Origin of the sequence: Weissella uvarum (genome assembly GCF_016908785.1) — a bacterium.
Classification (GTDB): Bacteria; Bacillota; Bacilli; order Lactobacillales; family Lactobacillaceae; genus Weissella; species Weissella uvarum.
This window is the reverse complement of record NZ_JAFBEO010000001.1, coordinates 229,260-250,377: the sequence shown is the minus strand read 5'-3', so window position 1 is coordinate 250,377 and position 21,118 is coordinate 229,260. Positions and strand designations below refer to the sequence as shown.

The window sequence follows — 21,118 nt, the reverse complement described above, 5'->3', positions numbered from 1 at the left end:
TAAAGGGGAGGTTTACTTTAGCATGTTCAAAATTACACATGGTATGTGGGCTGGCATTATACTAACATTCGGGGTTGCGCTTGGCGCAAAGTTATTGACACCAGTTTTACCTGCTTTGGGGAGCGAGACATTAGCCATGATGCTTGGACTGATTTTGGGAAATACCGTTTTTCGAGATGAAAGATGGCATAGTGGTATTAAGTGGTCTGAAAAATATCCGATTGAAGTCGGAATTGCGTGTTTGGGATTAACATTAACGTTAGGTACGATTGCTTCCTTGCAGTGGCAAGGTTTGGTCTTTATTGGTGTGTTGATGGTGGTGACAATTGCGTTTGTGATGTGGATTGGACAAAAGTTCTTTCATGTTGACCAGCAATCAGCAATGTTGATGGCTTCAGGAAATGCTGTCTGTGGTTCTAGTGCCATTGCTTCAGTTGCGCCAGCAATCAAGGCAAATGATGATCAACGACGTACAGCAGTTGCAACAGTATCCTTATCGGGGACAGCTTTGTTGCTGATCCTACCATTGATTGCGCCAACCTTGATGCAGCAACATGATTTGTGGATGGGGGCGCTAATTGGGGGAACTGTGCAATCGGTTGGTCAAGTGGTCGGAACAGCGGCACTAATCAATCAAGATGTTGTAATGTATGCGACCTTGTTCAAGATGCTCCGGGTGATTCTGTTGTCCGTGGTGGTAATTTATATGGCACATTTAGCCACTAAAAATACACCAAAGGCGACTGATAGTAAACAAACATTTGGCTTGAAAATTCCTTGGTTCGTTATGGCATTTTTAGTTGCTGTGATTATGAATACGTTTTTACCATTACCACATGTGCTTGGTCAATTTAGTCATCAAGCAGCGTCATTTCTTGGTGTTGTCAATTTGGCCGGGATTGGTTTAAATCTGAAATGGTCAACGATTAAAGCTTCTGGAATCCGCTACTTAGGCTATGGGTTCGTGACGATTGTTTTCCAAGTGTTAGTCGCAACTAGCTTAATTTATTTAATTTGGTAATTAAAAACACCCAGCTAATCAAGCTGGGTGTTTTTTTATGTTAGTTTTGGACTTTGATTAATAATTTAAATTAAGACCATGGTCATCAACAAAATGATCAAGAGTCCGGTGATTGAAATAACAGTTTCCAAAACAGTCCAAATTTGGAAAGTTTGTTTAACTGAAATATCAAAGAATTCTTGGAAAATCCAGAATCCAGCATCATTCACATGTGAAGCCACTAGTGAACCAGAACCAATAGCTAGAGCAACCAAAACTGCCATCATGGGGTTTGATTGACCAGCGACGATTGAAACCATGATTCCGGCCGCAGTCATTCCAGCGACTGTGGCAGAACCAACAGAGACACGCAAAACGGCTGTTACGACCCATGCAAATAGGATAATCATCAATGGTGACATTGATCCATTGGTTGAGAATAGTTGGGCCACATGATCAGAGAAACCTGAAGTAACAAGGACACCACGAAGGGCACCACCACCACCAACGATTAGCAAGATGCTCGCAACAGCATTAATTGCTTCGGTCATTGAGGCGTTAACTTGCTTCATTGAGCGCTTTTGCATGACACCCATTGAGAAAATCGCAAAGACTAATGAAATCGTCATTGCGACCGCTGGATTAGCCATAAATTCAATCACTGAATCAAGCATTGAAGGGTTCTTAGGTGTCACACCACCAGTGAAGACCATCTTATAAACGGTGGCAATTACCATGAAGATGAGTGGAAAGACTGAAGTCAATACTGATAGCCCAAATGAAGGGGTTTCATTGATGTCATATTCCTTCACTTCACCAGCAGCAGGCAAGCTATCCTTTTTTTGGAAAGCATCTGGTGCATACTTTTGCGCCAGCTTCGTGAAAAGTGGTCCACCAACGATAGCTGTGATAATTGACACAATCAAACCAAGGACTAACATCATCCCGATATTAGCACCAAGGGCCGTTGCAACGGCCGTAGGAGCAGGTTGTGGTGGTAGGAAACCTTGGGCTGAAGATAGGGCCGCAGTCATTGGAATACCGAGGTACAAAAGTGGTACGTCGGCTTCTTTAGCAACGGCGAACACGATTGGAATCAAAAGAATCATTCCTACGCCGAAGATCATTGAGATTCCAATGATAAATGAAGCGATTAGGACTGCCCATTGGAGACGCTTAACGCCAAACCAATCAATTAAAGTATGCGCAATCCGGTATGAGCCACCCGCATCAGCCACTAAGCGCCCAATCATGCCACCAAAGATGAAAATAACGGAATTAGTACCCAAAATATTTCCAACCCCTTGATCGCCTAATACGGCGCCAGGGATGTCCATCGGATTCATCCCCAATAATAAAGCTAAAACAAATGCAGTGATAATAAGTGCAACGAATGTATTAAGTTTGAACTTAACAATTAACACGAGCAATAGCAAAATTGCCAATGCTAACATAAGAAATTCCATATTTTTTCCTCCCCAAATAACTAACGTTGCTTATTTTACACCGCTCACAAATGAAAAACTTCACAGACTTGTAACAAAATGCGAAAAAAAAGAACTAATCCGCAGATTAGTTCTATCGATTAAAAGTTTATAGGTTACCGAGGCGGTAGACATATGCATAGTAAAGTCCTGAACCAGCCAAAGTCTTTTGATAGTTAGTCCGTGAAATACCATTGTCGGCATAGTTACAATGGATAATATCAGTATCACTAACGAACATACCAGTATGGCCACCAGCACCTAATGTGTAGCCACGTTGACCCCAAATAAAGATATCACCACGTTGTGGCTTTGATCCAGCTGGAACAAGCTTCCAGCCCTTACTTTCTAGATCAACGAATAGGGTTTCAGTGTTACCAATCATGGTGTTAGCAGACATTAAGCCAGCTTGCTTCAATGCAAGGTAAACGGAACTTGAACAGTCGTATGAGTTAGGTCCTAAGCGATTATACATTGAATAAGTTACTTTACCAGCACGGGCTTCAAACCAGCTAATGGCATTTTCTTTTTGATTATTCGCAGTGTTAGTTGCTTGACCATTGGCATTGAAGTAGATGCTCTTACCAGAAATATTTACGTACTTGCTAGTAGCACGTTGTCGGGTTGTTGGATCATAGTATTCCAATGAGCGGCTACCATCGGCACGATAGTACCAACGTTGACCACTTGCAGCATTACCCCATTGGTCAAGGTAATATGTTTGACCAGCTTTTGGTGTATAGTAGCCATTCACAATACGAAGATGGTTCTTATCAAAAGCTTCTAATTGCTTTTTACCGTTAATATCAACGCGCCAATGGGTACCAGTGATGGCATTTCCCCATTGATCGAAGTAATAGGCTTTAGTAGAGCTAGGGCGATAGTAACCATTTACAATGCGTAATTTATCGTTTCCAAAAGCTTCTAATTGCTTCTTTCCGTTAATGTCAATGCGCCAACGGGTACCAGTAATGGCATTTCCCCATTGGTCAAGATAATAGGCCTTACCAGCACTAGGACGGTAATAATCATTGGCAATGCGTAATTTATCATTACCAAAAGCCTCTAATTGCTTTTTACCATTAATATCAACGCGCCAATGGGTACCAGTGATGGCATTTCCCCACTTGTCAAGATAATAAGCTTTTCCGGCACTAGGGCGGTAGTAGTTGTTGGTAATCCGTAACTTATCATTACCGAAAGCTTCTAGTTGCTTTTTACCATTAATATCAACACGCCATTGCGTACCAGTGATGGCATTTCCCCATTGATCAAAGTAATAGACTTTACCATCACCGGGACGGTAGTAGTTATTGACAATCCGTAGCTTATCGTTACCGAAGGCCTCTAGTTGCTTTTTACCATTAATATCAACACGCCATTGCGTACCAGTAATGGCATTACCCCACTGATCGAAGTAATAGACTTTACCATCACCGGGACGGTAATAGTTATTAACGATGCGGACAAAATCTTTACCGTAACCTTCAAGTTGATCTTTACCATTAATGTCGACACGCCAACGAACACCAGTAAAGGCATTGCCATCTTCACCGAAGAAATACCATTTACCATCAATGTTTTGTTTACCAGTTACGGCGACATTATTCCGGTAATACTTGGTACCATCCCAGCCGTTTTTAACTGTTGAATCAGCTTTTTGCGTGACCTTCGTAGAAGTTGCCGCTTGACTCTTTACATTAGTTTGGCTGCCAACTGTCTGACTTGTCTGGGTTGAAGTGGCACTAGCACTAGCACTAGCGCTTTGACTGGCTTTTGATTCAACTTGCACACTTTGGCTGGTAGTCGACTTAACTTGCGTACTTTGACTACTTGCGCTCATTGATGTTGCGCTTTGGCTTGCAGTTGCGCTAGTAGCTGTTGCAGAGGTAGAGGTGCTCTGGTTATTTGCTTGGTCGCTAGTAGCAGTCTGTGATTGCGTGCTTTGTACTGTCGTACTTGTGGCGGTCTGACTAGTTGCATTATCAGATGTTGTTTGCGCTGCAGTGACGGTTGTTTGGTTAGTGGTTGAGCTAGCATTTGTCGTGTCAGCATTTGCTGATACACCGAACATAAGGGCAGTGGCACCAACCATGGCGCTAACCCAAACCTTACCGCTTTTATATAATTTTACATGTTGTTTAATTTGCATTTGTATGTATTTCACTCCTTAATGTCCATCAGTATAAACTAAAAATTTAATGAGTGAATTACAGCTGTGTAACAATCATATTTACAAAAAAACACTGAATTTACATTCAGTGTTTTTGGTAAATTAACGAATAACCATGTTCATAGACTTTGGTGTGTTCCAACCAAGTGCCTTCGTGTTCTTGTTAATGTAGGCCCAAGTGCTTTGTGATACCCACATTGTGCGCTTGCTAGTAGCGTATGGATCAGCAATTAAGAATTGACCAGGACGGTATCCAACAATTGTCATAACGTGGAAAGCATGTTGGCCTGACAAACGCCAGTAATAGTCTGCCCAGGTTACAACAGCATTAGACCGTGTTAGCTCCTTAATAATCTGTGAAGTACCAGCACCCGTGATGTCAGCGGCTCCCATGTTTTTAAATGCTTTTGCTAATGGATTAGCAAAGATAGTTTCAGTGTAACGGCTACCGTGTCCAAATGGGTTACCATAGAATCCCTTACCTGGGTTAACACCGTAACCAACTGGCACCTTGCGATAGATGCTTGGCAAACCAGGCACAGCACGCTTTTTGTGTGACAATGCAATTTGCATTGAGGCGCCTTCACAACCTTGTGGGGCACCTTGGTTCAATTGTGAGTAGTATGTGTAGTTCAACAATGCTTGATCAACACGACCCTTGCTATTGAAATGGTAACGTGTATTACTCAACGTCTTCCAAGCATTTGTTAGACGCTTAAAGTTGCTTTGGTAAAATTCCATCGTGTTCTTATAGTAACGCTTACCCGTGATGGCATGGCCATACTTATTAAAGAAGTAGTAGCTCCCTTTTTGGAGGATACTCTTATTGCGAGCACCAGCAAAGTTTGAGCTGTAGAATTCTAGTTGGTTCTTACCCTTGGCATCTTTATAGCCACGGAAACCAGTAATCGCTTGACCTGTGTTGTTCAAGTAGTAGTAATGTCCGTTTGTCTTAACACGCTTGTTACGGGCACCAGCAAAGTTTGAACTATAGAACTCTAAGTGTTGCTTACCCTTTGAATCCTTAAACTTACGTACACCATTGATGGCCTTACCATTCTTATTGAAGAAATAGTAGTGGTTAGCTGTTTTGATGCGCTTATTACGAGCACCGGCAAAGTTAGAACTATAAAATTCTAAATGTAGCTTGCCGTTGGCATCTTTATATTGACGTAAACCAGTGATGGCCAAGCCGTTCTTATCAAAGTAATAATAATGATCATTGGTCTTGATGCGCTTGTTATGGGCACCAGCAAAGTTAGAACTATAGAATTCTAGATATTGCTTACTGTTAGCATCCTTGTATCGACGCAAACCGATAATCGCTTGACCATTCTGATCAAAGTAATAATAGTGGTTGTCAGCAAAAATACGCTTGTTTTGTGCCCGGCTGAAATCATTATTATAAAATTCTAAATGCAATTTACCATTGGCATCTTTATATTGACGCAAGCCCTTGTAGGCATTCCCATTGGCATCAAAATAGTAATATTGGTTCCCAATTTTTTGATAACCTGTTGCCACAACACCATTCTTATAATATTTACCATTAATCCAACCGTTTTTTACGACGGGAGTTGGTTTAGTTTCAGTCGCTGAAGTTGATGCATTTTGACTTTTAGGTGTAGTCATTGAGTTAGAAGTAGTAGCACTTTTATCCGTTGTTTTTGATGCTACTGATCCAGCAGATTGTTTCGTGCTGTTTGATTCAACTTGGCTAGTAGCGCTTTGACTTGATTGAGTTGAATTTGTCTCACTCGTTGCCTTTGATTCTGTCACTGCACTTTGGTCAATTACCTTGCTGCCTTGAGATTCACTGACTGCTTGGCTCATTGATGGGGCACTTTGTTCTGAGGTCATTGCGGCGCTCACTGTGGTGTTAGCCACTGTTGATGCTTGCTCAGAAGACTGAGTTTGTGTTGTTTGCATGGCTTCTGGTGTTGTAACACTAGACTTCACTTCATCAGCGTTTGCTACGCCTCCCAAACTCAACATTGCTGATCCAACTAGTGCACTCACCCAGAGCTTTCCACTCTTATATAGCTTAACTCGTTGCTTATTTCCCATTTTTTAACTCCTTAAATTGTGTATATCGATACAAATCAAATATACAATTATAATATATACCAATTAATTATAGTGTATTGAATGCGACAAAAAAAGGACTAGTTATTAAACCAGTCCTTTTTTTATCTTCTTTTAATGCTAATGACATTGTAGGCTTAAGAAAAAGCCATTAATGATCGTGAGGATAAGCAATCGGCAAAGCATGCCGGCTTTAAGCGTAAAAAAAACAGGCCTAAGCCTGTTCTTTAATAATTAAAAATGAATAATCCCGGCGATTGGTTCGCTCATTGTAACGCGACGTTCATTGTAGGCCCGTCCAGCAAAATTTCCTTCGGCAATGATAAAGCTACCATCGCTGTTAACTTGCTTAATGTAACCAACGTGACCGTAACCAGAATAACCACCACCAGCAAATGAGATGACAGCGCCAACTTGTGGCTTACGATCAACCTTGATACCACGAGCACGGGCTTGGCTACTCCATTGAGCACCATTTCCAAGGTTGTAGAACTTACTCTTTGAAACACCTTGTGAAGCTAAGATATTAGCCACAAAAGCGGTACATTGGTAAGGAGGGTAGGTATGACCACCGAAGTAGAAACCAATGGTACCAGCATTTTTAACGTTGCGATAGTTAATGACTTGGCCATAGTTGTTACGCTTAGCCAATCCATTGTTGTCGAAACGATAAGCTGTGTTAGCGTTAAGGACAATCGTTTGATTATGCACACGTTTGTGGTTCTTATCATAATATTCATACTTTGAACCAGAAATCTTACGCAAGCCTGTTACGGCGTTTCCGTATTGATTGAAATAATAAACGGTGTTGTTGTTTTGCTTGAAATAGTTATTTGTAATCCGCAAATGATTCTTATCAAAAGCTTCTAATTGCTTTTTACCATTTGCATCAATACGCCACTTAGTACCAGTAATGGCATTACCATATTGGTTTAGGTAATAGGCTTGCTTAGCATTGGGGCGGTAGTAGCCGTTCACAATGCGCAAATGGTTTTTATCAAAGGCTTCTAATTGCTTCTTACCGTTGATATCAGTCCGCCACTTAGTACCAGTAATGGCATTACCATATTGGTTAAAGTAATAAGTTTGCTTGGCGTTGGGACGGTAATAACCGTTCACAATGCGCAAATGATTTTTATCAAAGGCTTCTAATTGTTTCTTACCATTGACGTCAGTCCGCCACTTAGTACCAGTAATGGCATTACCATATTGGTTAAAGTAATAAGCTTGCTTAGCGTTTGGACGATAATAGTCATTCACGACACGCAAGTGATTCTTATCAAAAGCTTCTAATTGCTTTTGACCATTGATATCAGTCCGCCACTTAGTACCAGTAATGGCATTACCATATTGGTTAAAGTAATAAGTTTGCTTAGCATTTGGACGGTAATAACCATTCACAATACGGATGTAGTTAGAACCGTAAGCTTCTAGTTGCTTCTTACCATTGATATCGATTCGCCAACGGAGTCCTGTAATAGGCTTACCATTTTGATCAAAGAAATACTGTTGATTGTTAATCTTAACTGCGCCTTGCGCAAGTTTATCATTCAAATAGTATTTTCCAGCAACCCAACCATTCTTAACGGTTGACTTAACTTGTGGCTTAGCAACAGCACTCTTGTTCGAAGTCGATGTGCTTTGGGCGTTGCTTGATGCTGAAGTTGATTGTGTAGTAGTGGTTGACTTTGAGCTAGCTTGAGATGAAACTGCTTGAGAACTGACTGACTTTGATTGTGCTTGTGATGAAGCAGATTGAGAACTCGTTGCAGAAGTTGATTGAGCGCTAGCTGATTGAGAAGTAACAGACTGTGAAGTTACAGCTGACTTTGCTTCTGTTGATTGTTGATTACTTGTTTGAGCTGTTGCACTAGTTGAGACAACTTGTGATGAAGCAGTTGCGCTCAATGTGATTTCGTTTGTGGTAGTTGAAGTAGATGCAGTTTGCTGCTTGCTAACTGTAGCAGGATTTTCGTTGTTTTGATTAGCAACGTCATCAGCTGCTGCGTGTTGTGCGCCGCCTAATAGGGCAAAAGTTCCCACAAGGGCACTTAGCCATAATTTTCCGGAATTAGTCGGTTTTGAACGATTAGTGTTTGGCATCAAAATAGCTCCTATCTCTCTTTCAATAATTTTTGAATTGCATATGTATGACTCGAACAAATTACATCATACCGATTGAGTTTTTCAGAGAGATGAAGAGAAGATAACTTATTTCGATAATTATGTCATCTGTTTGTGTTATTTTGAAATATAAAAAGCACATCGTAATATTACGATATGCTTGATTGGACTATATTAAATTGATGCACGTTCCACAAGTTGACTCGGAATCTCAATTTGTTCTAAATCGCCCGTGGCTTCTTTAAGACGTTTTAACAATAGCTCTGCCGTTGTGCGACCAATTAATTGCGGATTCTGCTCAATTGCTGTGATACCAGGGTTGAATAGCTCACCCAGGGTAGAATCATCATAACCAGCGATTCCCACATCAACCGGAATCTTGAATTGTTGATCTTTCAACCAACGCAAGCAGGCGGTCAAAATTTCACCATTTGCAGCAAAAATAGCTGGGACATCCTGAGTGGTATGTGTGAGTTGGGTTAGAAGTGGGTGATAATCATGATCGTTGATTTGCAGGTAAGTAAGGTCCATCTGATGGGCCTTGCTTACACTTGAAACCCCATCATAGCGCAATTTGTTGGACCAAGGATTTTCTCCGGCAGTATCTAAGAAAATAATATGGTTATAATGTCTTTTTTGTAACAATTCTGCCATATTGTGTGATGCATTGTAATTATCAGAGGTCACGCTAGGCCAAATTGCCGGTGTTGTTTGCCGATCGACGAGGACAACGGGCAAACTCGTTTCAATTAAGAATTGATAGTGGTCACTTGTTTGCGCCAGCGGTTGTAAAATTAAACCATCAACATTAGCGGCCATGACTTGTTGAATCGCATGTTTCTCTTGCGTTAGCTGATTGGCTGAATCAAACATCATGAGACTGTAGCCTTGTTCACGTAAGACAGCTTGAATTCCACTAATTAAATAAGAAGAATAGACGTTTGCCATATCTGCAACGACTAAACCGATTAATTTAGACTCTTTCAATTTTAATGAACGTGCCTGTTGATTTGGCACGTAACCGAGACGGTCAATGGCTTCTTGAATAGCAGCTTGGGTTTTAACATTAATGCGGTCAAATTGCCCGTTTAAATAGCGCGAAACGGTTGTTTTTGAGATGCCAACTTCATTGGCAACGTCGGTGATAGTAACTTTAGTCATGATTATGCTCGTTTTCTTCAGAATGATGCGCCTCTTCAGCCGCTTCCATTTGAGGTCGGATAGTAAAGGTATCTAATAGTGACCAAAAAGTAATGACCACAAAAATAATCACGAAATGCCATAACACAGTTTGTAAGGCGTTGTGATAAACGTTGGTATACGTATTAATAAAATGGTGCGTAAAGACAAAGACGACAATTTCCTCAACAGCAATAATGAGGGCAGTTAGCGCCGAAGCGGCTGCTAGGACAGTTGCTAGGAGTAAAATTGCGGACGCAATATGTTCTAAAATCCAATTCAAGCTCCAAGGCTTGGAATCAACAAATTTCATACTGCTCCTCCTTAAAATGTAGTTATCTAGCTTTCATTATAGAGGGCACTAAATAAATTTGGTAGCTAAAGTGATTAAAATGCGGTAAGTTAAAGACAAATTTATACAAATGAACGTAAAAATTAGCTTTTACCTAACATTTCAACGTAAATACCTGTATAATGGTTAACGAATTTAAAGTAAGTCAAAGTAAGGAGCGCAACATGGCACATGATTGGATTACAATCCACGGAGCACGAGCTCATAATTTAAAAAATGTTGATGTCGCAATTCCACGCGATAAGTTTGTTGTCATTACGGGCTTATCAGGGTCAGGAAAAAGTTCATTGGCCTTCGATACCTTATATGCGGAAGGACAACGCCGTTATGTTGAAAGTCTATCAGCTTATGCTCGTCAGTTTTTGGGACAGATGGATAAGCCTGATGTGGACTCAATTGATGGATTAAGCCCTGCAATTTCAATTGATCAAAAAACAACTTCAAAAAATCCCCGTTCTACGGTTGGAACAGTTACCGAAATTAATGATTATTATCGTTTGCTATATGCACGCGTCGGACAGCCTGATCCTGATAAGGATGGTGTAATTGTTAAAACGTCGATTGATCAGATGCTTAATGATTTAGAAGAACGATTAGAACCCGGTAGTCGGATGCAAATTTTGGCGCCAATTGTGCAACACAAGCGAGGATCACACGCTACAGTTCTTGATAAAATTAAAAGCGAAGGCTTTGTCCGAATCATGGTTGACGGTGAGATGCATGAAGTGAGTGACGACATTGCTTTGGATAAGAATAAGTATCATGATATTGCGATTGTTGTTGATCGAATTATTTTAAAGCCTGAATCACATGCTCGTTTATATGAAGCATTTGAGTCTGCCTTACGGATGGCGGATGGGTTGGTTACTGTAGATGTGATTCGGGGTGAAGATTATACATACTCGGATCACTATACTGGTGCCTTAAAACATTATCCGGTTGGTGGCCTTGAACCGCAACTCTTTTCATTTAATGCACCCGATGGGGCCTGTGAAGTTTGTGGCGGATTAGGCATCACCCTTGAAGTTGATACAGACTTAGTGGTGCCTGACCCAAGTTTAACGTTAGAAGATGGCGCCATCGCAGCTTGGAATCCAATTTCATCAAAGTATTATCCTGAATTATTGCGTCAATTTGCCGATCAAAACAATATTCCAATGGATGTACCATTTGAAGACCTTTCAGAGGAGGATCAAAATAAGGTTCTTTATGGTTCAGATGAAAAATTCCATTTCCACTATGAGAACGATTTTGGTGGAGTCCGTGATGTCGATACAGAATTCGAAGGGGTAATTCCTAACATCAAGCGGCGTTATAACGAATCTTCTTCAGATTTCACGCGTGAACAAATGCGTAGTTATATGAACGAATTGACGTGTTCAGCCTGTCATGGTTATCGGCTTAACGATGCTGCTTTGTCTGTTAAAATTGATGGACATCACATCGGGGAAGTTTCTGATTGGCCAGTTGATCAAGAATTAGCCTTCTTCCAACAATTGACTTTCGGGGAGCAGGATGAACAGATTGCCCGTCCAATCGTCAAGGAAATTACGGATCGTTTGCATTTCTTACAGGATGTTGGGTTGGATTATTTGACCCTATCACGTTCAGCGCGGACTTTGTCTGGTGGTGAAGCACAGCGAATTCGTCTGGCAACACAGATTGGTTCAAATTTATCTGGTGTGATGTACGTGCTTGATGAACCATCAATCGGTTTGCATCAACGGGATAATGACCGCTTGATTCGCTCATTGAAAGCGATGCGTGATTTAGGGAATACATTGATTGTGGTTGAACATGATGAAGATACGATGCGCGCGGCTGATTATCTAATTGATGTTGGTCCTGGTGCTGGTTCACACGGTGGTGAAATCATGGCGGTCGGGACACCAGCCGAAGTGGAAGCTAATCCTGAATCACTAACTGGACAGTATCTAAATGGAAAGAAGTTTATTCCGGTTCCAGAAAAACGACGTAAAGGTAATGGCGAAAAAATTACGATTACTGGAGCCCAAGAAAATAACTTAAAGAATGTGAAGGTTGACTTCCCATTGGGGAAGATGATTGCTGTGACAGGTGTTTCAGGGTCAGGTAAATCGACTTTGGTTAATACAATTCTAAAGCGGGCTCTAAAGGCGAAGTTAAATCACAATTCTGAAAAGCCAGGTAAGTTTAAGAAGCTGACTGGCGAAGAGAATATCGATAAAATTGTTGATATTGATCAGAGCCCAATTGGTCGAACGCCACGTTCAAACCCAGCAACGTATACAGGAGTCTTCGATGACATTCGTGACTTATTTGCACAAACTAATGAAGCCAAATTGCGTGGATACGCTAAAGGACGATTCTCATTTAATACCAAGGGTGGTCGCTGTGAGGCATGTAAGGGTGATGGGGTCATCAAGATCGAGATGAACTTCTTACCTGATGTGTATGTGACCTGTGAAGTTTGTCATGGGACACGTTATAATTCGGAAACCTTGGAAGTAAAGTATCGTGATTTGAATATCGCGGATGTTTTGAATTTGACGACCGAAGAAGCGGTTGAATTTTTTGCGCCAATTCCAAAGATTCGTCGTAAGCTCCAAACGATTGTGGATGTTGGCCTGGGTTATGTGAAACTTGGTCAATCAGCAACCACATTGTCTGGTGGTGAAGCCCAACGGATGAAGTTAGCTTCTGAATTACAACGGCGCTCAACTGGTAAAACTTTCTACATTTTAGATGAGCCAACGACTGGCTTACACATGGATGATATTGCCCGTTTGCTTGACGTGTTAGAACGCTTGGTTGATGGCGGAAATACTGTTTTGGTGATTGAACATAATCTGGATGTAATTAAGACGGCTGACTGGGTCATTGATCTCGGACCTGAAGGTGGTGCGGGTGGTGGCCAAATTGTGGCAACTGGCACTCCAGAGAAAATTGCGCAAGTACCTGAGTCATATACCGGTCAGTATCTTGGACCAATTATGGAACGTGATCGTAAACGTGCTGCTCAAGCTAACCATTAAACTTTTGATGCATGTATTTGGTAGTTAGACCGGATGCTGTGGCTAATGTAAAGTAGGGCATTTGCATTTTTATCAGCATGGCGTTATACTTACTTTTTGTTATGAAACGGCTTATGCTCACTAAAAATAAGTGAAAGAAACGCTGATGTATAGGCAAACGAAGACAAATATATATAAATACGATTAAGCAAATTGTGTGGTGTTTGTGTTGCGTTTTGTGTTGTGAGAATTAATAATTTGGCCTACTAAGCTTGTCCGCTGTCCTTAGGGATGGCGGTTTTTTATTGTTAAAAGTAGATGAAGTTTGTAACGGTATTGTTTCGGTAATTAACAATTACTAAACAACTAATATTTAAAGTTTATTTAAGCGAGCGGTGAAGTAGTATTGGAACGCTTTTCGATAGCCCGTTCCTTTGATCCGTGGTGTCATAATCTTCTATTGGGCTAAACCATTTCTGAATTCCTAATTGCTTATGTAATTTATGAGCGCTAACTTGTTCATTTATTTATCCTGTATGACTAACTTTTGTTTGATATTTCTTCATAAGTGAAGAAAAGTAATGAATAGCGTACAAAAAAAGACCGCTATGCAATAGATGCGGTCTTTTAATATTATGTGCCTAAACCATGGTGTGATGGCCTAGTCGTATAGTTATGTGCATTGTGGAGTATCACAATAACATAATCATACTATAAAACTCATTAGCTATAAGTAAGTGCTTACAGTAACCAAATTTCAACTCGGAGTGCTCGTGTAAAGTGCGATTTCTTCTTGCTTAATTTTGTAACAATTTGTGAATCATCAAAGCCTAGAGCTTCTTGTAAAGCATCTAATGTGGGTTTTTCCATGTTGTCCAGGTCTTTAGTTGCTCTGGTAGTTTGATTAACGTTTGTTTGATAAAAGGTAAGATAGATGCCGATAGGGGTGCCTTGGCTGATTTGAACGTTGAACTTATCATTTAGTTCATCAATAGCATCTATGAGTTCTTGCTTATAGGCTTTATATCGTGGTGTTCGATAGACAATGTTTGTTTTTGTATTGTGTTGAATATCGTTACCACTAGCAAACTCATTTTCAAGCTCGATTAAGCCTTCAAAAATTTTATTGTACATAAAACCTCACTTCATGATTATTCTAATGTCTGATTTGCTTTTTGGAGTGTGACTAATCTTGGATCGTCATTGGGGACGTTCAGTAAATTTTTCCCATAATCTGCGATAAGTTGTTTTCTTAAGCTCCAAATGATGGCGTATTTTTCTTTACGACACTTAGTTTGTTGAACCTGCTTAATTAATTCTGTATCTACTTCAATGTTATGTATGGGCGTTGTTTCAAGTGTGGGAGCTTTTACGACTTCTTTGTTTAAACCTGCGTAACGGGGGTTGCAACACTTTCCAGCTTTGTCGGGATACTTTGCATTAAATCGTTTATTAAATCCTTTATGGGCAATCTTATCGCGGCTGATACCATATATTCTGGCAATTTCAGCAATTTTAATACCATTTAATCGCATTATTTCAAATTGTTCATAGTCCAATTCTGACATTGTGGGATTACTCCTTATGTATGCGCAAAATGCGCTCTTAAAATAAAAAATCATGATATTTAGTAATTAATTCTTTGTATCCAAATCTTTTATGCTGTTTACGTTTATTTCACCAAGTTGTTCACCTTTGGATCTTACTTTACTGTTTTTTTACGTTGGTAACATTGGTGAACATAGAAGAAACAGGCAAGTTACCTGTATAAATGCTTTTATATCAACGTTTTAAGCGTAAATGTAACAAAGGAGACGTTTTTTATAAATATCCCCCCACACGCATATATGTATATGGGGTGTTTGTAACGAATATATATATTTACTTTTAAAATGTGTTACCTTGTTACCGGAACATGGATAATTGCCTATATACCAGCATTCTAGGTAGGTAACATGCGCGTTACATGAGAGTTTCCTTTTGTTACCAAAAAAGCATAATCAACCTTTATAACCATAATTTCTTAATCGGTTACGTTTGTGTTGTGCTGGATCGTCAACTGTTGGTTCATCTTCTCGTGATCCTTTTCGGGGTTTAGGTTCAAACTCAAATCCTTTCTTATTCATGGCTTGGGTAAATTCTTGTGTGGTCATACGATTATCAGCCTCTGTATCAAGAAAATCATTAAAACGGTCTATCAGATATGGACGACTGACACCGTACATCCCTGTGATTGGCACGATAAACATATCGGTGAAATGTTGCACGTAGTCGGTACTTTGTAACCACTGCTCAGTACGCGCTTTGGTTTCAGGTAGGATAGTGAGTTCTTTATTATCTAAGGCATGTTGTGCTTGCTGAATTGAATAACTAACAAATTTAGGAAGGTCATTTAACATTTTGTCCATACTGAACTTATTTTTAAAAGCTAACGGGTCTTGCATGTTTGCAATAGCGGGAGATCCTGCATTCAATAAGACAAAGCGCCGTCTGAACTCCGGTTCATTTTCAATTGCTGGTAAATTGTAGTTAGCTGAAACAATGAACTTGGCAGTGTTTGTAAATGTGTAAGCTTTTTTACCTTTCGGATTAGCACCGATTGGGTCGCCACCCGTTAATAGTTTGATAAGATTTAGTCCGTTCTCGGTAATGTATGGGTCGCTTTCTGCAATGATATTAGCTTGTTTAGTGGCTAAGTCATCTAAATAACGATCTCCCTCACGTCCTGATAACTGCGTGATAGAGTAACCACTTGCATATTCACCAAAAGCGGAGGCTAAAACACGTAAGAGGGTGCTTTTACCATTTCCACCGACACCTTGGATAAACACAATGTTATTCATGGTTGCCATATCGTTAAAGAACATATAACCAAACCACTCGCTAAGGGTCTGGACTTCATCCCCAAGCAAATGTTTCGCATAATCATAAACTAGGCCACCTTCATCGCTCCCTTCATAATCAATTGGTAATAGTTTAGTGATGTAGTCGTCTTTAGTATGGGGATGCATTTTATTAGTATCTAAATCAAGCGTGCCATTGGAAAAGTTTGCATAGTTCTTAGTATCAAAACGGATAGACTGCTCTTTTGTCATACCTGCTTGTACATAGCTGTAGATTTTAGACAGGATAGGGTTAGAAAGCTTGCTATAAAGTTTCACGGTTTCAATCTCATCAATGCATGCAGACTTAATATATTCTTTAGCTTCTCTTTTGCTATCGTATTCTTCCCAATTCTTGCCGGTGTATAAAATGCCGTTTTTATATTGATGTGTGAAAATCAAAGGGATCTTGTGCTGAATTATTTTTAAAAATTGTTCATAGTTAATACTGTGAACTAATTGTTTTGCCTTTGCATCATAGTGATGTGATAACCATCTAGGGGAAATTGTGTTCAGTTCTTCTAATAAGTCATCTAAGTTAGTGGGCAATTCAGAGCTTACTTCAAGGGATTGTTTGATTAAATCGTTAACATGCTGTCGTGTTTCCCAATAATTAACATGGAGAGGCTTATCGTGCTGTTGTGTGATTTGTTGTTTCTCTTCATCGGTTAGTGTATCGGCTAATCGTGATGCTTCTGTTGTCATGTAAAGTGTTCCTTTCTAGTAATGCCAGTGTTGCATCCAGCTCTTAAATTTTTTAGTGAGTTCTTGTTCTGAAATTGGGGCAGTACCTCGGTTATTGGTGTCTTGTACAACATCAGCAGTTAAATTAATGTCGCCTTTTGTATTTTTAAAGACCCAACCACCAATGCTGGTTAACATGTTGTCCCAACCGCCGAAAGCGTTGTAATGCTCCTCTGGAGCAAGTAAGGCACGGATGATTTTACGGTTGTTCATTGCCCACTTAGGAGCGTTGCTATTCATGGCAGGTTTTGGCAGGTTCTGCTTTGAACTTTCCATGTTAAGTTTTTCATATTTACTCAAAAAGAAGGCGGTATTTAAAGCTGTACCGTTATTCTCAATAATTGGCTCGTTTTGGGCGTTTTGTGTTGTTTTAACATAAATACCCTGCAACTGTTTAAAGGCTCTTGTAGCCCCTGAATAATCCGCATTTAGGTGTAGATGATACGTTAAGACTTGCCAAACTTTGCTATATTCTTCTGGAGCTAATTCGTTGTCTAATGGAATGCCGACTCGTAAACGTTCTCCCGGCTTAATTGAATTGTTGATGGTAGGATAGATGACATGCTTAATATTTAAACTACTTAAGACGGCATCGATGTGGTAAGCCTCTTTGTCATAGTCTTTACCGTTGTCGTCAACATCTATAAAAAGAATTATTCGGCCGGTTATTTCACTTGTACCACGATCTAGGCAAGTGCTTGTACCATAAATTACGTAAGGTGCCTCATCCTTTTTAAAAGTATCTATTTCATCTTGGATTTTGCTAATAACACGGGGATGCATGACTGACTGCACCAAATGTTGCCATTCATTACCACTGCTTTGTGTGTACTGGAGCTGTTTTACGCCTTGTGTTAGATAGATCATAGTTTGAACTCCCGCAGTAGGTTATTTAATTTGTTAGAAATGATGTGTGCGGGGTAGATTAAGTGAATGAGCTTGTTATATTGGTCAATGGCCTTATTAGCGGTAACTAAATCTATTCCTGATGAATTTTGATTAATGTTACTTGGAGCTACCCGTGATTTTGTAATTTCATTCATAACAAAAATTAAATCATCTAGGGCCCTGGCATCTAATGTGAGATTATCTAGTAAGTAGTCAGAATTATTAGCAATGTTGTTATTTTTAGTCATAATCATGTTTTCCTTAGTTGCAATATAATTGTTCGACTAATGCAAAGGGAATTTGCAAACATCCTCGTTTAAAAAATCGCGAATTTCTTCGATCGCTGTTAATTTTTCGTTCGATGAAAGGGGATTGTGCAAACGTTGATTTAAGGATTCTGTCATTGCTTTAGCATGTTTATTAGAAACCGGTGCATTATAAATAAAACAACCGACCAAGACAGCGTTCATGAAATACTCATGACGATGATTATTGTCTGGGTGTAGCCACATCTTAATGTATTGGTTTGTTGCATCAACACGTAATTCTGTTGTAAAAGAGTTGCTGGCAATTGTATTTTCAGTCATAATAAGTTTGTCCTTTATATTTAATATTTGTACGGGGATGTGTTGCTAGACTCTTTGGTCGGAACTAGCAACGCTTGGGAGCTGATGCTTGAATTCAATTTTAGGCATTGGCTTTTTCTTTATCCCAAAATTCGTTTAAGTCAATTTGTAGCAACGTATCGACTCGTTTGAGTTCAGCGTTGGCTTGGCGACTTAACGGACGTACGGCGTTCTGTAATTCTTGTGGGGTTTCAATTAGGAAATATCCAGTTGGTTCGGTACGGCTTGAACCAATTGGGATATTATGTTTAACGATTAAATCGTTGATAATTTGACTAATTAAGCGAGGCGTTACTTTGAATTGCTCGCTTTGTTCTAGTAGGTAAATCAATTCATCTTGTGGCCGTGGCCGTTCAGCACCTTTAGGTAATAAAGCATAAACGTTTTGTTGTAACGAAGTAAGCTTAGGCATATTGTGCACCTCCTAGAATGAATACCATGAGTTGTTGGGCAGTTTGTTCTTTTAGCCAAGGAAAAATTGTATTCTCCATTAATAAGTCATAAACTTCAATTCGAGATAAACTATTGCGGTCTAAAGTAGTTAAGCGGTTTAAAAAGCGTTTTGCGGTCGCGCTAAGGTGAGGCGAATAAATTGCTTCGGCTGAATTTAAAAACGCTAGTGTGGCTGTTTTAAGCTCATGTAATGACGTATACATAGTCCTATCTCCTTTCTCCTTAGTAAAGTGTATCTAGTTGTTTAAGCAGTAATTTAAATGATTTTACTTTTGCTTCGTCTGAAATATCAGCGTTCTCAATGACGTAGCAATTAGCCATAACAGCTAAGCCAAAGCGATCATCACCGACTTCGATAACTGTGTCGACAAGTTCCTTTAGCTTTTGTGGGTCGTGTGTTGGATTTACATTCATGCATTCAGTCCTTTCTTGACGGCGTCCAAAATTATCGTGTTCGTTTGTTCTTTAGATAACGCTATGTTGTCTGATAGTAGGCTATCTTTAACTTGCTGGGTAACGTCATTAGCAATGTGCTTAATGAAGTTCTGATAGTCGGGGATGTCGGCAATTAAATAGCTTCGGCGACTGTGTGGATTGCGTGGCCTGATAAGTTGCGCTAATTCATCCAGGTCATACAACTTAACGCCATTAACCACATTTGGGTGTAACTTACCTTGCTTCGTCCATGTTCTGATTGTTTGTACTGATACATCAGCAAGTTGCGCGGTATGTGTTTGATTGGCCACCATCCCCGGACTTAGTGTTATAATATTATTAGTCATATAAATATGTTCCTTTGAATGATGGAGTTAGGCGGATAACGTCTAGCTCCTTTTTTTGTGTGGCTACATGTTATTTAATTGCCATAGTTGATTGCTTAATAGTTCAGCTAATTCACCGAGTGTTTGCTTATGTGATGTGCCATCTTCGTTTGGTACGTAACCTAAAGCATCATAGTCATCTAGCGCACGGTATAGCGTGTGACTAATATCTTTTACTATTTGGATGGTATCGGCATCATCATCGGAAATTAGGTACATGCCCTGATAAATTTCTAATGCGTCATCTAATTGGCGTTGCAAAGAACGAATGACTACCTTATTTAGCTCATCTTTGCTAACCTCTTGTTCCAATGCATATACAATATTGGTTACCATTTCGCTGAATGGCTGTTCGCTATTGTGCTCGGATAGTTTTACATCATTTTCTTCTGATAACGCGTCAGAGGACATTAGAGTACCACCTAGTGACTGGGATAGATCTACAGCTTGTAATTCAAACTGACTTAATGCATCAGTAACATTGGCACTTGTCGCAACGCTTAAATCTGGGTCGGCTTCAGCGAAATAAATAGCACTTAGCAACTCATTCGCTGTCCGGATAATTCCGTACGTATCTTCTACTTCAATGTATGCTTTGGTCATATTCAATTCTCCATTTTTATATTTTTGGTCGTTTAATTTGATTGGGAGCTGATTTGATACCGCAGTATCTTATTTATTGTGTTAACTGTTGCTTAATTTGTTGGTAGTCCATCCCCAATTCAATGAAATTAGCGATGATTGTCCGGTAGTGTTCTACCTTGTTTAATTCGTCAGTTGTAAGGGCTTCTTGAGCGTTTGAAACTTTGCGAGATTGCTTTACTTGTTTCGGGCTCTTATCGATAGCGACTTTATAGGCTAGCTTGTGGAAAGTACTATACATAAACGGTTTGTCCGGGAAGTGTTCTTTGATGACTTCGCTCAAGTCTTTATTAGTTTGATGATTACGTTCTAGCAAAACACGTTTTTCTGACAGTTCCTTTTTAACTTCAAAGAACTCGTCGACAAGAGCCATCTTGAATTTAATTACTTGGCGTGTATTTTTCATGAAGGTAATAAATAAAGTGGCTTGTCTTTGATTGTAGTGCCAGATTTTTCGACTTTGCCCGCTAGGCATAGGTGCGATTTCAAATCTCATCTTTCCAAATTGTTCGAGCTCTTTTTTATGTTCATTTGTTAGCTTATTTATGCTTCGTAAACTAACGCCACTGAATTCAGCGATCACATCACTAGTTGTATACGGCTCATCTTTAATGTTGTGGTAAAACACGAGTTCGTTATCCATGTTATAATCTCCTTGTTGTTGTTCAGCAC

Annotated in this window: 20 protein-coding genes; 2 read left to right on the top strand and 18 right to left on the bottom strand. The window is 39.8% G+C overall.

All coding sequences use genetic code 11. From position 1 onward, the window contains the following. The first annotated feature begins 22 nt into the window (after positions 1–22). Positions 23–1,021 carry a YeiH family protein gene (locus JOC36_RS01215; protein WP_205144684.1) on the top strand — a complete coding sequence of 333 codons (999 nt, stop codon included), beginning with the start codon at positions 23–25 and terminating at the stop codon, positions 1,019–1,021. A 65-nt stretch (positions 1,022–1,086) separates the two neighbouring features. Here JOC36_RS01215 and JOC36_RS01210 read toward each other — a convergent pair whose 3' ends face one another. The 6 genes from JOC36_RS01210 to JOC36_RS01185 all read right to left on the bottom strand — a co-directional run bounded on the left by JOC36_RS01210 (position 1,087) and on the right by JOC36_RS01185 (position 10,358). Beyond that, on the bottom strand, positions 1,087–2,466 hold the full coding sequence (locus tag JOC36_RS01210; protein WP_205144683.1) for a gluconate:H+ symporter: 1,380 nt from the start codon (positions 2,464–2,466) through the stop codon (positions 1,087–1,089). A 127-nt stretch (positions 2,467–2,593) separates the two neighbouring features. Continuing rightward, positions 2,594–4,636, bottom strand: coding sequence for a peptidoglycan amidohydrolase family protein (locus JOC36_RS01205; protein WP_205144682.1), 2,043 nt, complete (start codon positions 4,634–4,636; stop codon positions 2,594–2,596). Positions 4,637–4,759: 123 nt separating this feature from the next. Then, positions 4,760–6,724 carry a KxYKxGKxW signal peptide domain-containing protein gene (locus JOC36_RS01200; RefSeq protein ID WP_205144681.1) on the bottom strand — a complete coding sequence of 655 codons (1,965 nt, stop codon included), beginning with the start codon at positions 6,722–6,724 and terminating at the stop codon, positions 4,760–4,762. Between the two features lie 252 nt (positions 6,725–6,976). Then, positions 6,977–8,845 (bottom strand): CHAP domain-containing protein, encoded by a 1,869-nt coding sequence (locus JOC36_RS01195; RefSeq protein WP_205144680.1) that lies wholly within the window; start codon positions 8,843–8,845, stop codon positions 6,977–6,979. Positions 8,846–9,040: 195 nt separating this feature from the next. Then, entirely contained in the window at positions 9,041–10,027 is a 987-nt protein-coding gene (locus JOC36_RS01190) for a LacI family DNA-binding transcriptional regulator (protein WP_205144679.1), read from the bottom strand. Beyond that, positions 10,020–10,358, bottom strand: a complete 339-nt coding sequence (locus tag JOC36_RS01185) for a hypothetical protein (RefSeq protein WP_205144678.1) — start codon at positions 10,356–10,358, stop codon at positions 10,020–10,022. The genes JOC36_RS01190 and JOC36_RS01185 overlap by 8 nt, the downstream gene beginning before the upstream one ends. Before the next feature lie 203 nt (positions 10,359–10,561). Between JOC36_RS01185 and uvrA the strand changes: the two genes are divergently transcribed. Further along, positions 10,562–13,411: an excinuclease ABC subunit UvrA gene (gene uvrA / locus JOC36_RS01180; protein ID WP_205144677.1), complete on the top strand. Its 2,850-nt coding sequence runs from the start codon at positions 10,562–10,564 to the stop codon at positions 13,409–13,411. 720 nt (positions 13,412–14,131) lie between these two features. Here the strand turns inward: uvrA and JOC36_RS01175 are convergent. The 12 genes from JOC36_RS01175 to JOC36_RS01120 form a co-directional block, all read right to left on the bottom strand. Further along, complete coding sequence (locus JOC36_RS01175; RefSeq protein WP_205144676.1) at positions 14,132–14,524, bottom strand: RusA family crossover junction endodeoxyribonuclease; 393 nt, start codon at positions 14,522–14,524, stop codon at positions 14,132–14,134. 17 nt (positions 14,525–14,541) lie between these two features. Further along, complete coding sequence (locus JOC36_RS01170; protein WP_205144675.1) at positions 14,542–14,958, bottom strand: hypothetical protein; 417 nt, start codon at positions 14,956–14,958, stop codon at positions 14,542–14,544. 432 nt (positions 14,959–15,390) lie between these two features. Then, on the bottom strand, positions 15,391–16,977 hold the full coding sequence (locus tag JOC36_RS01165) for a DNA primase family protein (protein ID WP_205144674.1): 1,587 nt from the start codon (positions 16,975–16,977) through the stop codon (positions 15,391–15,393). Positions 16,978–16,992: 15 nt separating this feature from the next. Beyond that, entirely contained in the window at positions 16,993–17,883 is an 891-nt protein-coding gene (locus tag JOC36_RS01160; RefSeq protein ID WP_205144673.1) for a hypothetical protein, read from the bottom strand. Beyond that, positions 17,880–18,152, bottom strand: a complete 273-nt coding sequence (locus tag JOC36_RS01155; protein ID WP_205144672.1) for a hypothetical protein — start codon at positions 18,150–18,152, stop codon at positions 17,880–17,882. The genes JOC36_RS01160 and JOC36_RS01155 overlap by 4 nt, the downstream gene beginning before the upstream one ends. 36 nt (positions 18,153–18,188) lie before the next feature. Then, positions 18,189–18,491, bottom strand: a complete 303-nt coding sequence (locus JOC36_RS01150) for a hypothetical protein (protein WP_205144671.1) — start codon at positions 18,489–18,491, stop codon at positions 18,189–18,191. 100 nt (positions 18,492–18,591) lie between these two features. Further along, positions 18,592–18,942: a hypothetical protein gene (locus JOC36_RS01145; protein WP_205144670.1), complete on the bottom strand. Its 351-nt coding sequence runs from the start codon at positions 18,940–18,942 to the stop codon at positions 18,592–18,594. Continuing rightward, on the bottom strand, positions 18,935–19,186 hold the full coding sequence (locus tag JOC36_RS01140; RefSeq protein ID WP_205144669.1) for a hypothetical protein: 252 nt from the start codon (positions 19,184–19,186) through the stop codon (positions 18,935–18,937). Before JOC36_RS01140 ends, JOC36_RS01145 begins: the two co-directional genes overlap by 8 nt. A 19-nt stretch (positions 19,187–19,205) precedes the next feature. Then, positions 19,206–19,397, bottom strand: coding sequence for a hypothetical protein (locus tag JOC36_RS01135; RefSeq protein ID WP_205144668.1), 192 nt, complete (start codon positions 19,395–19,397; stop codon positions 19,206–19,208). Next, positions 19,394–19,765: a MerR family transcriptional regulator gene (locus JOC36_RS01130; protein ID WP_205144667.1), complete on the bottom strand. Its 372-nt coding sequence runs from the start codon at positions 19,763–19,765 to the stop codon at positions 19,394–19,396. The genes JOC36_RS01135 and JOC36_RS01130 overlap by 4 nt, the downstream gene beginning before the upstream one ends. 63 nt (positions 19,766–19,828) lie before the next feature. Beyond that, positions 19,829–20,407, bottom strand: coding sequence for a hypothetical protein (locus JOC36_RS01125; RefSeq protein WP_205144666.1), 579 nt, complete (start codon positions 20,405–20,407; stop codon positions 19,829–19,831). A 73-nt stretch (positions 20,408–20,480) separates the two neighbouring features. Then, positions 20,481–21,089 (bottom strand): Rha family transcriptional regulator, encoded by a 609-nt coding sequence (locus JOC36_RS01120; RefSeq protein ID WP_205144665.1) that lies wholly within the window; start codon positions 21,087–21,089, stop codon positions 20,481–20,483. Positions 21,090–21,118: the final 29 nt, after the last annotated feature.